The organism is Sedimenticola selenatireducens (assembly GCF_007625115.1).
Classification (GTDB): Bacteria; Pseudomonadota; Gammaproteobacteria; order Chromatiales; family Chromatiaceae; genus Sedimenticola; species Sedimenticola selenatireducens_A.
Map to the genome: position 1 here is coordinate 175165 of NZ_VMNH01000003.1, position 14204 is coordinate 189368.

Annotated in this window: 16 protein-coding genes and 1 tRNA gene; 8 read left to right on the forward strand and 9 right to left on the reverse strand. The window is 49.1% G+C overall.

Annotation, left to right across the window (positions count from 1 at the left end; translation table 11 throughout):
- Positions 1-274 precede the first annotated feature (274 nt).
- Positions 275-1168 (reverse strand): Abi family protein, encoded by an 894-nt coding sequence (locus FHP88_RS01910; RefSeq protein ID WP_260843131.1) that lies wholly within the window; start codon positions 1166-1168, stop codon positions 275-277.
- A gap of 655 nt (positions 1169-1823) precedes the next feature.
- Here FHP88_RS01910 and FHP88_RS01915 point away from each other — a divergent pair.
- From FHP88_RS01915 to FHP88_RS01945, 7 genes are all read left to right on the forward strand, one after another.
- Complete coding sequence (locus FHP88_RS01915; protein ID WP_144357292.1) at positions 1824-3044, forward strand: tyrosine-type recombinase/integrase; 1221 nt, start codon at positions 1824-1826, stop codon at positions 3042-3044.
- 164 nt (positions 3045-3208) lie between these two features.
- Positions 3209-3883 carry a hypothetical protein gene (locus FHP88_RS01920; RefSeq protein WP_144357293.1) on the forward strand — a complete coding sequence of 225 codons (675 nt, stop codon included), beginning with the start codon at positions 3209-3211 and terminating at the stop codon, positions 3881-3883.
- Positions 3884-3975: 92 nt separating this feature from the next.
- Positions 3976-4200: a helix-turn-helix domain-containing protein gene (locus FHP88_RS01925; RefSeq protein ID WP_313957276.1), complete on the forward strand. Its 225-nt coding sequence runs from the start codon at positions 3976-3978 to the stop codon at positions 4198-4200.
- A 13-nt stretch (positions 4201-4213) separates the two neighbouring features.
- Positions 4214-4510: a helix-turn-helix domain-containing protein gene (locus FHP88_RS01930; protein ID WP_144357294.1), complete on the forward strand. Its 297-nt coding sequence runs from the start codon at positions 4214-4216 to the stop codon at positions 4508-4510.
- Positions 4507-4818: a hypothetical protein gene (locus tag FHP88_RS01935; protein ID WP_144357295.1), complete on the forward strand. Its 312-nt coding sequence runs from the start codon at positions 4507-4509 to the stop codon at positions 4816-4818. The genes FHP88_RS01930 and FHP88_RS01935 overlap by 4 nt, the downstream gene beginning before the upstream one ends.
- 2 nt (positions 4819-4820) lie before the next feature.
- Positions 4821-5054, forward strand: a complete 234-nt coding sequence (locus tag FHP88_RS01940; protein WP_144357296.1) for a hypothetical protein — start codon at positions 4821-4823, stop codon at positions 5052-5054.
- Between the two features lie 112 nt (positions 5055-5166).
- Complete coding sequence (locus FHP88_RS01945; RefSeq protein WP_144357297.1) at positions 5167-5634, forward strand: hypothetical protein; 468 nt, start codon at positions 5167-5169, stop codon at positions 5632-5634.
- A 490-nt stretch (positions 5635-6124) separates the two neighbouring features.
- On the opposite strand, the gene FHP88_RS01950 is transcribed toward FHP88_RS01945, so the two are convergent.
- The 7 genes from FHP88_RS01950 to rpsU all read right to left on the reverse strand — a co-directional run bounded on the left by FHP88_RS01950 (position 6125) and on the right by rpsU (position 12207).
- Positions 6125-6880: a hypothetical protein gene (locus tag FHP88_RS01950; protein ID WP_144357298.1), complete on the reverse strand. Its 756-nt coding sequence runs from the start codon at positions 6878-6880 to the stop codon at positions 6125-6127.
- A gap of 20 nt (positions 6881-6900) precedes the next feature.
- Positions 6901-7368, reverse strand: coding sequence for a Panacea domain-containing protein (locus FHP88_RS01955; protein WP_144357299.1), 468 nt, complete (start codon positions 7366-7368; stop codon positions 6901-6903).
- Positions 7369-7568: 200 nt separating this feature from the next.
- A tRNA-Ile gene (locus FHP88_RS01960) sits at positions 7569-7645 on the reverse strand.
- 16 nt (positions 7646-7661) lie between these two features.
- On the reverse strand, positions 7662-9518 hold the full coding sequence (rpoD, locus tag FHP88_RS01965) for an RNA polymerase sigma factor RpoD (protein ID WP_144357300.1): 1857 nt from the start codon (positions 9516-9518) through the stop codon (positions 7662-7664).
- A gap of 134 nt (positions 9519-9652) precedes the next feature.
- Positions 9653-11428: a DNA primase gene (gene dnaG, locus FHP88_RS01970; RefSeq protein WP_144357301.1), complete on the reverse strand. Its 1776-nt coding sequence runs from the start codon at positions 11426-11428 to the stop codon at positions 9653-9655.
- Between the two features lie 98 nt (positions 11429-11526).
- Positions 11527-11970 (reverse strand): GatB/YqeY domain-containing protein, encoded by a 444-nt coding sequence (locus FHP88_RS01975; protein ID WP_144357302.1) that lies wholly within the window; start codon positions 11968-11970, stop codon positions 11527-11529.
- Between the two features lie 21 nt (positions 11971-11991).
- The gene (gene rpsU / locus FHP88_RS01980) at positions 11992-12207 is read right to left on the reverse strand and encodes a 30S ribosomal protein S21 (RefSeq protein ID WP_029132016.1); all 216 of its coding nucleotides are present in this window, start codon (positions 12205-12207) and stop codon (positions 11992-11994) included.
- A gap of 226 nt (positions 12208-12433) precedes the next feature.
- Here rpsU and tsaD point away from each other — a divergent pair, with 226 nt between their 5' ends.
- Positions 12434-13468, forward strand: a complete 1035-nt coding sequence (gene tsaD / locus FHP88_RS01985; RefSeq protein WP_144357303.1) for a tRNA (adenosine(37)-N6)-threonylcarbamoyltransferase complex transferase subunit TsaD — start codon at positions 12434-12436, stop codon at positions 13466-13468.
- A 1-nt stretch (position 13469) separates the two neighbouring features.
- Here the strand turns inward: tsaD and plsY are convergent, their stop codons facing one another.
- Positions 13470-14081, reverse strand: a complete 612-nt coding sequence (gene plsY / locus FHP88_RS01990) for a glycerol-3-phosphate 1-O-acyltransferase PlsY (protein WP_144357351.1) — start codon at positions 14079-14081, stop codon at positions 13470-13472.
- Between the last annotated feature and the right edge of the window lie 123 nt (positions 14082-14204).

Here is a 14204-nt window from a genome sequence, read left to right on the forward strand (position 1 = left end):
TACCGTACCCAATGCGACAAGGGCAGCCAGTAGTTCTTTCACTCGTTTAATTTGGCCGCGCTTAAAGCAGCGTGCAAGCTGTTTTGCAGTAATTGGGCTATGGGTCTACCGGGCCCCAAAAGTTCGGCCAATTCGCCGAGAAACACCTGATAATTCGAGCGCTCGGTGCCATTGGCTCATCGCTGGATAAAGGCATCCGTGCCAACTGCACCCTTAAATTGTTGGCTCATAATTCGCATTCCCTAGCAGTGGATACGCCCGATACTAGAATAAGTTAGCTTTGCCATATTGAACGGCTTTGCCAATCAGTCGGAAAGCCCATTGCCCGTGCATCTATCTTATGTTCTTCAAGCAAATGAAACAGACGTTTTTTCCAGTGATGGTCTGGACTGATCATATCCATGAAGTAAGCAATCATGACCAGTGTGTTATAGAGTTTTCTTTCCTGCTGATGATCAAAGTTCGCACTCAGCCCCTTAGGTTTCGTGCGAGGGAGCTCCATCGTTTTTGTCATACGTCGATTCCATAAGCGACTATGATGCGCGCAAATATTGCGGATATAAGCCATGTGTTCAACGAAACTTTCTAGTACCCGATCCGGCAAATCATAGGTTCTGGCGATAGCTGTGCGGGTAGAGGCTGGGCGCAGGCTCTTATACCAGCGCGACAGCAATCCCAATGACATCACTTCGCATACTGCCCAGACTGGCGGTGATTCAGGGACACTGTAAGTTTCGTTATAGTGACTAACAAACACCTCATCGGATCTTTCCAGTTCTTTCATCAATGAAGATAGGTTATTAGCATGCCACCTTGGGTTTTTGCTCAGCCCCGCATTAAGATAGGCATGAGGGCCATGCAAACGAGCCAGATGATAAGCCCACTGGGTGCGCAGAGACACCTCTATGCGCTCAATGGCATCCAGGGCCAATAGGCGCAACTCACGATCAAAAATATAGAGATTAAGCACATCATCAAAAGTAACACCTGATTTGAAGCTATGCGCTTTCTGATCTGCCTCAAATGGTAGCCAATACCCCCTAAGGCGGTAATAGTTGAGATGACTCAGATAATGTGCGGCACTTCCATGATCCGAAATGATCATGCCGCGGGATTCAAGGATTCCGATCTGTTCCTGGAAGCTTTTTGGGGGTTTAGTGAACTGCACTTTTTTGCCCCGAAAATAAGTAACCCGCCGGTTTGAGGGTACTGCAAGCAGCATAGCCTTGGCGGGTTTTGTTGTCGGTGATTATAGCTGGTGATTGAGGTAATGCAAACTGAGTTAACACGGAACCATTTCCCTTTAGTATTTGACGCCAGCCCCAAGCTTATTCTTATTCCTGGATATACAGAATTATTGCGTACAAATCTTCTGAGGTCTATTCCTTGCTATAACGCCAACTTTCCTGGCTACATAAAAATCCTGCTGAAGCAGAAGTTATTAAACTTAATTGAGGTTACCGGAGCTGGCGACAGGAGGCGAACCCGTGACGAGCGGAGTACAAAAAGGGTGTTGTGGGCTGAAGGCGTATATAAATGCTTCCATGCAATAAAAAAGCACTTATCGGATTCCGATAAGTGCTTGATTGTGGTGGGCCTACTAGGACTCGAACCTAGGACCAATGGATTATGAGTCCCATTAAGTGGCTTTTTCTGGGTCACTGAAATTCCTGAAAATACCCGATATTTGCAAATAAAAACATGAAGTTATAATAATAACCATCTATAATACAGATTAACGGAAAATCACGAATATTACTGCTCAAATGTGCACCAGATGTGCACCAGTAATTAAAGGTGGTCAGTTTAGGGAGGGTTGAGCAATGGCCGAAAAGCTCAATTTTACGAAAAAGATTCTTGACGTTTTGCCTGCACCAGCCAAGGGGCGGGCCTACTATCTCGACACCAAACAGACAAGCCTTGGACTCACTATCACGGATAGGGGTACTCGGTCATTCCATGTGCGGGCCACTGTCAACGGAACCACCAAACGCATAGCCATTAAGAACGGCAAATATCCGGCTATGACGGTGGAGCAAGCCCGGACCCAAGCAAAAAAGCTCCTTGCTGATATTGCCAACGATGTAAACCCCATTCAGAAACGCCAGAAGAAAAAAGCACTCACTGTTACCTTGCAGCAAGTGTTTGACTCCTATCTATCCGAACGTGATCTAAAGCCGGGAACCATCAAAGATTACAAGCTCGTCATGAAAGAGAGTTTTGACGATTGGATGGACAAGCCCTTAAAGAGCATCACCGACAGAATGGTACAAGCCAAATACCAGCAGCGGGGCAAGGCAAGTAAAGCCCGGGCGGATAATGCAATCCGGGTATTGGGGGCGGTTTACCGCTATGCACAGGCCAAGTATCGGGATAGTGAAGGTAGTACCCTATTTCTCCGCAATCCGGTTGATATCCTGAAGGAAACCAAGACCCGGTTTAAGATACCGAGAAAGAAGCGGGTTGTGCCTAGGGAGTCATTGGACAAATGGTTCAAAGCGGTTGAAGGCCTGAATAACGAAGTCTCAAGCGACTACTTGCTGTTTCTTCTGTTTACCGGAACAAGAAGAGAAGAGGCGGCAAAGCTCACTTGGGAAGAGGTCAATTTCACCGCTAATACATTCCGATTACTAGACACTAAAAACCGGGAAGTGGTCACGCTTCCCCTGCCTGACTTTATTGGAAAGCGACTAAAAGCGCGAAGGGGTAGAAAACGAACAGGTTGGGTGTTCCCTGCGCCGTTTGGTAAAGCGGGTTATATGTCTGATCCACGCAAGAGTATTGAGATAGTGAAGTTGGCAACCAAGATACCGTTTTCACCGCATGATCTACGCCGTACCTATATCTCAATTGCTGAAAGTTTGGATATGTCGGTTTACACCATTAAAGCCTTGGTCAATCACAAGATGAGTGGTGATGTCACCGCCGGGTATGTGGTGCAGACACCTGAACGGCTAGCGAAGGCATCAAACCGCATAGAGCAGGAATTACTCAGGCTGACGGGTTTGAATAAGGGGAAGGTAGTAGAACTGAAAACGGCTTAAAGTTTTGCCGGTCCTAGGGCGGCCACCCGAAAACCTGTCCCTACAGGCTGGATCGGCTCCAAGGATGATAAGTAACACCAAACCTAGGGTAGCTCCCGAACGGGCGGAAACCTTCACCGCCTTGGTTTGGTTTTAATGAAGGGATGCACGGTAAGGGGTGCGCAATGAAAAATGGAGCTATTAAAGATCAATCGGTCCTTGATGAAATTGAAAAGATCTATGGTGATTATACTGAGGGGAAGTACGAGGGCTTTACCCCTTTATGTATTGCGGCGCATCTTTTGACTATAAATGTTTACCAAGATGAGGCGTTGAGTGACACCCGAGAGAGTGGTCTTGCTTTAGTTCGGGCGATTAACCTATTGATTGAGGAAGTTCTTAGTGGGCGCATCATTGCGTATGATCCAATTAGTCGACTACCAATAAATAAGGTTGTTGGCTCTAATTCACATGAAGAAGAATTTTGCGTGGATATCGGGGTATTGATTGAGGATGAAGTGTTTACTGAATGGGTTGCAGGCAATATGCCTGCATCTTTTTGGATGAATGAATCTGCGGTATATGAGGAGGAAAGGCGGAGTTTTTATATCAATGAACCAGGCAGAAAAGATGATTGGTACGATTGCATCAAAGATCATACGCTCTGCTTTTATAATAAGTACAATAAACTCCCGCTAAAAGGCCAACTGTGGTCTTTCATATTTAACTCAGGTATGCCGGACTGGTCATTAGTGATAGATAAAAAGAAAGTCCAGATTGAACTAGGCGGTAAATCGCTAGACAGAGAAACATTCAAAAAACGTTTCAAAGAGTATTTTCCTGAAGATAACGGAGAATAGAAGAAACTAAGGGAGATTTCCTGCGGTTATCAGCAAGGAAATAAGCATTACTCAAAAATAGCCACACCTAACCAAGCAAACGGAGTAATAAGGTGGCTATTCAATCAATACCAAAATCGAATCTAAACAAACTACTCGAACCTGAAACAACGGCTGATCTACTCGGTATAACAGCCGGAACCCTTCAGGTTTGGCGTTCAACAGGGCGCTATAACCTTCCCTTTGTAAAAGTCGGTGGCCGTGTGATGTATCGCGCGGAAGATGTGCAGGCGTTCATTGAGCGCCGGTTGCACAATCACACCGGCAGTGTTGCATAAGGAGGGCCAAACGATGGACAAAAAAAAGAGCCCGACCAATGCGAGCCCCAAACAGCAACAGCATAATAACTCTTCAGATGCACAACGCCAACGCCTTTTAAACAGCCTGAAAAAGGGACCCGTCACCACGCTACAAGCGCGGTCTGAACTGGATATTCTCTGCCCGGCCACCCGCATCTATGAATTGCGCCATGATTCCCGCCTCAACATCATCATGCACTGGGTCACTCAGTACACCGAACAGGGCCATAAACACCGAGTTGGTGAATATGTGCTTATGCCTGGTGTTTTCAAAGGGGGTGTGAAATGAGCGTGATTATCCCAGTAAACAAACAATACCGAATCGAGTTAGAAAAATACTCATGGCAGGTAAGCCAGTGGGTTAGCCGACCTTCTCGAAAGAACGGGGGCAACTGGACCGGCCTATCATGGCATAACACCTTGCAACAGGCCGGAGAAACCCTGCAAAGACGATTAGTTGCTGATGAGGACCTAGAAGGCGTTCAAGAGATAATCGACGCTCTGCGGGCCTCTTCCCATTTGATAGCGTCGGCCATTGTTGCCAGTGGGTTGCCCAATTCATGGATGGATAGATCTGATCCAGATAAGGAGGTTTAGCCATGCGTACCTACATAGCAATGACAGGTAAACAGCGGTTTTCCGGGGGCTGGTATCAGTGCATCCATTGGGGGCATGAGAAGGTTTCAATTGACCGTTCTATGGTGGTGAAGGTGGTCACTATCAGGCCAGGTGAAAAGCATGGGCGCATCGTTTCAGAAGTGACAGCCGATGGAGTCAGGCAGATAGCGAAAGGCCGAATAATCCCCGCTCATAAACTGAGGCATACAGCCTAGTTAGTGCGGGTCCTTTCGTGGGGCTGGATATGTGGGTAATGCACAGCGCAAGGCCCGGCTAGCTATCCAGCCCTTTATGCTCCACCACAAAAGAAAATGAGTTGTCTTAACTATGGCAAAGCCTAAACCATACAAACGCGAAGGGGGCTATGTGAAAAAGTGGGAGGTAATACTTGCCTCTTCTGCCTACCGTGACCTGAAACCCGTCGCCAGATGTTTACTTGAAGAGTTTCAGCGGATCTATCGGCCTGCAAGAAACGGAACATTGAGTATCAGCCTAAAGCGTGCACAGACTTTGATTAATGCCGGTGAAACAGCCGTGATGGAAGCCTTTAAGCAGTTGGTTGCCAATGGGTTTATTGTATTAACTCATGGGGAGCTATGGCAGCAACGAAAAGCCAGGGAATGGCGGCTAACCTTTGAGCCTTACGCCAATGGCCGGGAGCCCTCGGACGAGTGGAAATATTGGACGCCAAAATTAAAACCCGACCCTGAAAACAGGGCAGATCTACCCGGATATCAGGGCAGTGAATCAAATAAAGACAACAATACCGACAAGCATGATTACTTGCGACTATAAAAAACAATAACTTATAGATTTGCTTGAAAATATCTCTGCCCGGATTTCAAGGAACCATATAGTTACCATGTGATTGCTTATAGATTGTCTGTGGTTTGATGTGGGTTACACCGGGAGCGGGTCCTTTGTAGCAATCAAGACAGTGGGTCATGTGCGGCGAGGGATAACGCTAGATAGAGTGACCGCCCTATTTCCTGCCTAACTGTGAGATTAGCTGTCATTTTTCCGTTATCGGAGCAGTACGCGCGCAATGAACGGTATCTTTTAGGGCAACCGATAACGCCTAGTGTTCTGAATCATCTCGCTTGTGCTGATTAGGTAGAAGTAGACCCTGCCTTGACGGTATTGATAGGGGGGCGGGTCAAAAGTCCACAACCGACAGCACAGTGACCGATGTCAAAGGCATATTTTCGTATCACCAAAATGAACACTTGAGTATTGCAGGGCTAAAAGATGGTGTTAATTTTTATGCGATCAATCATGCGCCTATCTACAGACCCTCTATTAATCCATCGATGCCCACCATGAGTACGTCGTGAATATTTTTAACATGTCCCTTTTCTTTTAGATCGGCATATAGATCTCTATTCTCGTCGGACATTTTAACTATGTAAACACCAAAACTTTCCAGTTGCTTTGAGCGTGAATTTATATCGAGGTAGCTGTAGCGTATTTCACAGGATTTTCTTTCACAGTCGCTTTCAGCCAATGAGTCGATTGCAGCTAGCAAGGTAGTGTAGTCGCAGCTTAACGGACCGCAAGGGTCGACATTATATGAATATGCTTTTGATGGCTGCATATTATGATAGGGATCGAGTAAAACTATATTAAACGTATCCTTATCGTCCCAGAACCCAATCACTCTCCCAAGGGACTTTGAGATCTGGAATTGAACAAATGGATAGTCTTCGGGGTTGTCTCTATATGTATCGGTAATCCAGTCTAGGTCTGCTCTTTGGACGGGAATATTCTTTTGACCCCAGTCAATGTTGTGGTATCGCCAGTATTTTTTCTTTTCTGGGCTACATAAAACACTCTCAATATTTTCTTGTGAGAGTACTTGCAGTTTCTCTAAAACTGAAACCATCCAAGCAGAATCTGTCTTATCTAAACCAAAGTATTCAATTTGTTTCCAAAACCTGAACGAGAATGTCCATTTTTTTGGGGTGTTTGTTTTTGATGGGATAGGGTGTTGTGCGTTTGGGTTGGGTGCAAACGCAGGAAGAACAGGCTTCATCTGTTTCATCGCTTCGCTCAAGCAAAGCTTTACTGAAGTCTTGATGAATAATACGTAGCCATTGTACGTTCATCTATTTCAGACTCACATCTAGCGCTTGACTCTAAATCACCACGGGCCTGTACCCACGGATCTTCCTGATGAGTCATATACTCCAATTGATCACCAGTAAAGCAACCATATGTATCTAATACGGAGTTGATGTGCTGAATTGAAGCAGCGCTTAAATTTTGGCTAGAAGAATAACCAAGCCTAAGGTCGGATGTGTCAACTGTAGAGTAGAGGCTTTTTTCGTGCCGAAATCGGTCATAGATTTCTCTATTCACCGGACCGTGAACCCATGCCTGAAATTTACCTTCAAATAAAGGCGCTTTATAGAAAGCTAAGTGCCAGCCTTGAACATAGTAAAGAAGTTTTTGTAATTTTAAGAGATTTAGCGTTGATCCAGCGCCTGACATCCTCTCAATAATATAATCACATGCGTCGTTGATGTTCATGAATACTAGTTCCCTCTATCTTGCTTCATACAATAGCTAAAACCAATTCAAATGTCATGAAGAATAATGTGTTGTATGGGATTTCTTGGCCAGTGGATTTAACGGAACTATTGCTGATATCTTGTTTCAGATGTGCACCAGATGTGCACCGGGGAAAAAACAAAGGAGTTGGGATTTCTCCTAACTCCTTGATTTTATTGTGGTGGGCCTACTAGGACTCGAACCTAGGACCAATGGATTATGAGTCCACTGCTCTAACCAACTGAGCTATAGGCCCGGAAAACTGATTGTGCTTATTGATCTCCGTCGAGGAAGCTGCGCAGATTCTCTGAGCGAGAAGGGTGACGCAATTTACGCAGTGCCTTGGCTTCGATCTGACGAATTCGTTCACGGGTGACGTCGAACTGTTTACCAACCTCTTCGAGGGTGTGGTCGGTATTCATGTCGATGCCGAAACGCATACGCAGTACCTTGGCCTCTCTTGAGGTCAGTCCGCACAGCATGTTCTGTGTGGCTTCGCGTAGACCTTCGCCGGTGGCAGAATCGATGGGAGAGATTACACCAGAATCCTCGATAAAGTCACCTAAATGTGAATCTTCGTCGTCACCAATGGGCGTCTCCATAGAGATAGGCTCTTTGGCAATTTTGAGGACTTTGCGCACCTTGTCTTCCGGCATATCCATGCGCTCGGCCAGCTCTTCTGGAGTGGCCTCACGACCCATCTCTTGAACCATCTGGCGAGAGATGCGATTGAGTTTGTTGATGGTCTCAATCATATGGACCGGGATACGGATGGTCCGCGCCTGGTCTGCAATAGAGCGGGTAATCGCTTGCCTGATCCACCAGGTCGCATAGGTGGAGAATTTATACCCACGACGGTATTCAAACTTGTCGACGGCCTTCATCAGGCCGATATTGCCTTCCTGAATGAGATCCAGGAACTGCAAGCCACGGTTGGTGTATTTTTTAGCAATAGAGATCACCAGCCGCAGGTTGGCTTCCACCATCTCTTTCTTGGCGCGACGGGCTTTCGCTTCGCCAATGGACATCTGTCGATTGATCTCTTTGATCTCAAAGATGGCGAGTTGGCTGCGTTGCTCTAGATCGAGCAGTTTCTTTTGTGCCCGGAGGACGTCACTCTTAATTTCTACGAGGGCATCCGAGTAACCCTTGCCGGTTTTGATCTGCTGATCAATCCAGTTCAGGTCAGTCTCATTATCGGGGAAGGAGGTGATGAACTCCTTGCGCGGCATCTGGGATGTGTTAACACACAGATCCATGATGGCGCGTTCCTGGCTGCGAACGAACGCGATACTGCTGCGCAGATTCTCCACCAGTGTGTTGAATACTTTTGGGCTGTAACGGAAGTCCATGAACGCTTCGGTCAGGGTCGTTGCGGCGGCAACTGTTTTCTTGTGCTCGCGACCATGCTTTTCCAGTGCGGCAGCATGGGCTTTGTGTGCCTTTCTCAGGACCTTGGTCTTTTCAGCTGCTTCTTCGGGATCTGGACCGCGATTAGGATCTTCCTCTTCCTCGCTGTCGTCGTCCTCATCTTCATCGTCGTCATCGCTGTCGGCTTTTTCGCTGGTGGCTTTGGCGGCGGGGGCTGGCGCGGGTACAATAGGCCCTTCTTCTTCGGGCTGCGCAAAGCCTACGATCACATCCGTGAGACGCATCTCTTCGGTCTCGACCTTGTCGAACAGTTCGAGTATGTTGATGATGGTTTCAGGAAAGGTCGAGAGGGCGGTCAGTACCTGGTTTTGCCCTTCTTCGATGCGTTTGGCGATCTTAAGCTCGCCTTCGCGCGTGAGCAGTTCAACCGTACCCATTTCACGCATATACATGCGCACAGGGTCGGTGGTGCGGCCAAAATCGCTGTCGACACTTGCCAAGGCAGCCGCAGCCTCTTCCGCTGCATCGTCATCAGCGGAAACGGCGTTGTCACTCATGACCTGATCATCGGCGTCCGGCGCAGTTTCATGCACCTGGATACCCATATCGTTGATCATCCGAATGATGTCTTCAATCTGCTCGGGTTCTACGATGCCGTCGGGGAGGTGGTCATTCACTTCGGCGTAGGTTAGAAAACCTTGTTCTTTACCTTTCGCAATGAGTTGCTTGAGCTGGGATTGCTGCTGTACCTTATCCATTTCCTGCCTTAAATTCTAAGGGGCGTGCGCGAATGTCAAGCGGCGAAGTATAGCCTGTATTTGACGGGGTTTCTACTCGCACACAACAAAATATCCCGGATCGATGTGTCAGAGGTCGTGCTCTGTCTGCCACATCAATCCGAATGTTTATGTGAGTCAGTCATTTTCTGCTTTTCAGAAAGTAGCTGACGCAGGCGTTGCTTCTCCTGTTCGGAAGCGTCCCCTGCGCTGACTCGTTCCAGCAATTCGCTGGTCTCCTGTTCGTGTTGCTGTTCTACCAACCGATTTAAAGCGCCACGGAATTCGTGCTCCATGCCGCTCTCGGGTGTGGGTAATTCAGTTGCAGTGCGCCAGATCTTCTCCAAATGATGGAATTCAGGCTTGTCGCGCCAACGTTCGATTATCTGTGCAGCCTTAAGATTAGGTTGAATTTTCACAATTTCAAGGAGTTGCCCCAATAAATTGATGCCTGGAGCACGAAAAGTCCGCCATTCTTTTGGTAAATCGTCCAGCAGCGCCAGCTCTGGCTTGAGCAGAAACAGGGTGATGGCGCGTCGAATCGGTGACAGCGTTTGCTGGGCGCCCTGTTTTTTGCGCACGGCCGGTCTGCTTATTCGGTGTTCTTGCGGTTGTTGTGTGCCCAGTTGTCCCTGTGCCAAGCCAACGTGTTCGGAGAGGCGTTTATGCATCATCTCGCGAAACAGGCCGGCCGGAAGTTTGGCCAAAAGCGGTTTGGCTTGCTCCGCCAACTTTGCACGGCCCCCCAGTGATTGCATATCAATATCGGCCTCCAGTTTGTCAAACAGAAAACTGGAGAGCGGTGATGACTGGGTAATGCGTTGTTCGAACGGCTCTTTACCTTCTTTGCGGATCAGCGTATCGGGATCTTCTCCGTCGGGTAAAAACAGGAAGCGTGCTTCACGGCCATCCCGCATCAGTGGCAATGTGGTCTCCAGTGCCTTCCAGCCTGCTTCACGGCCGGCCCGATCGCCATCAAAGCAGAATATGATCTCCGATGTCGTGCGAAACAGTTTTTCCAGGTGGTCGGCAGTGGTGGCCGTTCCAAGTGTGGCTACCGCGTAACGAATACCAAACTGTGCCAGCGCAACCACATCCATATAGCCTTCAACAACCATCAGACGATCGATTTTGCGCAGGGCTTTTCTGGCCTCATAGAGTCCGTACAGCTCTTTGCCCTTATGGAATACAACCGTTTCGGGTGAATTCAGGTATTTGGGTTTTCCGTCTCCCAGTATTCGTCCACCAAAGGCGATAGTGTTACCGCGATGGTTGCGAATCGGGAACATGATGCGATCACGGAAGCGGTCATAACACTTGTCCTCTTCCGGCTCAGAGATCATGCCCGTTTGGCGCAGTAGTTCCAGCTCTTTTTCTGACTGCCCCTGTTGCTTGATGAGATTGTCCCAGCCAGGCGGTGCATAGCCAATGGCAAACTCAGCACTGACCTCACCGGTCAGGCCGCGTTGTTTCAAATAGTTGATCGCCTTGCTTGCCTCGGGGTGTTTGCGCAGTTGCCATTGGTAGAAACGGGTTGTTTGGTCGAGACTTTCGTAGAGTGGCCGGTAATCGGGGCCTGAATCACCGCCGGATTCACGGGGTACCTCCAGGCCAGCTCGAGCGGCCAGTTCTTCAATAGAGTCAACGAATCCCAGGTTGTCGTACTCCATTAGAAAACCGATGGCGGTGCCGTGAGCACCACAGCCAAAACAGTGATAGAACTGCTTTTCGCGGCTAACAGTAAAAGAGGGCGTCTTTTCGTTGTGGAACGGGCAGCAAGCCTGGTAATCCTTGCCTGTCTTCTTCAATTGAACGCGGCTATTGATCAAGTCAACGATGTCGACCCGATTCAGCAGTTCATCAATGAAGTGTGCAGGGATTTTTCCAGCCATAGAGCAATAGTATCCCGAATATTCTACTGCACAGAGACTAAAAAGCCCTGGTCATGCACTATGCCAGAGCTTTAGTTTAGAGCGTCAGAATGGTTGGATCAGCTACTGAGTTGTTGCTTGATCAGGCCGCTGACGGCTCCCATATCGGCACGTCCTTGCATTTTGGGCTTCAACTGGCCCATCACCTTTCCCATGTCGCGGATTGATTCAGCGCCAGTGCTCTGAATGGCTTCCTTGATCATGTCAGTGATCTCTTGCTCCGTCAGGGCCGTTGGCAGGTAATCCTGAAGGATGGTGATCTCGAAAGCTTCCTGCTCAGCGAGTTCGGTCCGTCCGGCTTGTTCATACTGGGTGATGGAGTCACGGCGCTGTTTCACCATTTTATCCAGCACGACCAGTATTTGCGTGTCGTCCAGTTCTATCCGTTCATCCACTTCACGCTGCTTTATAGCCGCCATCAGCAGACGAATAACCCCCAGGCGGGGTTTATCCCCCCCCTTCATGGAGGCCTTCATGTCGTCCTGGATGCGTTGTTTTAGCACGGAATGAACGGCACAGTCAGATTAATACTGACGATCCCACTTGCGATTTTCGCGGGAGACTTTCTTCAAGTGACGCTTCACTGCCGCAGCGGCTTTACGCTTACGCTCAGTGGTTGGCTTTTCGTAGTGCTCGCGACGACGGACTTCCGCCAGTACGCCAGCTTTTTCACAACCGCGCTTAAAGCGGCGCATTGCGACTTCAAAAGGCTCGTTTTCTTTAACTCGGACGTTGGGCATTTCCCACCTCAAAAATCGTACCAACGGGACGCTGGAAACATAAGAGCGCGAATTCTACGCACTGTTTTAGCGTTTTGCAAAAAAATTATGGATTTTTCTTGGGATGTGGTGGAATTGCAGCCTCTCTCGATTCGGAGAGTGTTAAGCCAGTACATAGTTAAGGTGTGGAGGCCAAAAACTGTAGCCAATAGGGTAGGTTTTGCCCGGGGTTCGGTTGAAAAAGCAAATGCGGGTATTAGGAATCGAAACTTCCTGTGATGAGACAGGTATTGCGCTCTATGACAGTGACCAGGGTTTACTCGGCCATAAACTGCATAGCCAGGTTGATCTGCATGCAGTCTATGGGGGCGTGGTCCCCGAGTTGGCTTCTCGGGATCATGTGCGCAAGACCTTGCCATTGATCGCTAGCCTGCTGGCTGAGACAGGGCTTTCAAAAAGTGATATTGATGGCGTGGCCTATACCGCCGGTCCGGGTTTGGTGGGGGCATTGTTGGTTGGTGCGGCTATTGGCCGCACGTTGGCCTGGGCTTGGCAGGTGCCGGCGGTAGGTGTGCATCACATGGAAGGCCATTTGTTGGCGCCGATGCTGGAAGCCGATAGCCCTGAATTCCCCTTCGTGGCACTGCTGGTCTCGGGCGGGCATACGCAATTAGTAGAAGTGAAGGGCATTGGTCAATACCGCCTGCTGGGTGAGTCGCTGGATGATGCGGCTGGTGAAGCATTTGACAAGACGGCCAAGATGATGGGACTGCCATATCCCGGTGGGCCAGAGCTGGCGGCTTTGGCACTGAAAGGTGACCCTAAGCGTTTCCATTTCCCTCGTCCCATGACCGACCGGCCGGGTTTGGATTTTAGCTTTAGTGGACTGAAGACCTTTGCCCTGAATACTACGCAGCGTGAAATCGCTGAAAATGATTCAGCGGAAACGGTATTGCAGACCAAAGCGGATATTGCCCGCGCTTTTGAGGAAGCGGTGGTGGATACCCTGGTGATCAAATGTCGTCGTGCTGTGCGTGAGTGCGGTGCGGGAACGCTGGTGTTGGCAGGCGGAGTGAGCGCTAACCGGCATCTGCGTGAGAAGATGCAGTCTGCAATGAAGAAAGAGGGTGCGCGGGTCTACTATCCCCGGACCGAATTTTGTACCGATAACGGCGCCATGATTGCTTACGCCGGTTGGCAGCGTCTCCGCGCTGGCGCCACCGAGCCGATGGGCTTCAGTGCCAAGGCGCGTTGGCCGATGGACTCTCTATCTGGGATCTAAATCAGGCGTCGGATTCCGGCCCCTGTTCATTCTTGATTTTACCTTCCGAACCAGAAAGCAGGTTTTTGATATTGCTGCGATGACGCCAAAACAGCAGTAGGCTCATTACGATCTGCATGGTGATCAATTCGGGCGCTGGCCAGAAAAACCAGACCACCACGGGGGCCAGTGCCATTGAGACCAAGGCGGCCAGCGATGAGATATTCATGCCCTTGGCCATGAAGAGCCAGAGCAGGGCGACGACGCCCCCGATCTGCCAGCTGAGTCCAAATTGAGTACCGAGGGCTGTGGCAACGCCTTTACCCCCTTCGAAACGAAAGAATACTGGATACAGATGTCCCAGAAAGGCCGCCATGGCAACCGCAGCCAGAATCAGGGGTTCGACCCCGATCAATTTGGCTGCCAGGACCGGGAAAAAGCCTTTCAGGCTGTCGCCAAGCAGCGTAATAGCCGCCGCTTTTTTACCGCCGATGCGTAGTACATTGGTGGCGCCGGGATTATTTGAGCCCTGGGTACGGGGATCGGGTAGTCCCATCAGTCGACAGACAATGATGGCGCTGGAAAGGGAGCCAAGCAGATAAGCTCCAATAATTAAGAGTGCGTTTGTCATGATGTTTCCTGTCCAGCGAGCGTATGTCCGCCAGTTATGCGCCAAATTGTCCCGGTAGCGGGGTGTCAGGGTCAAGGGTATTTGTTATCCGGGCTGGCTGCTTTACCATGTGCGAACACAATGGCA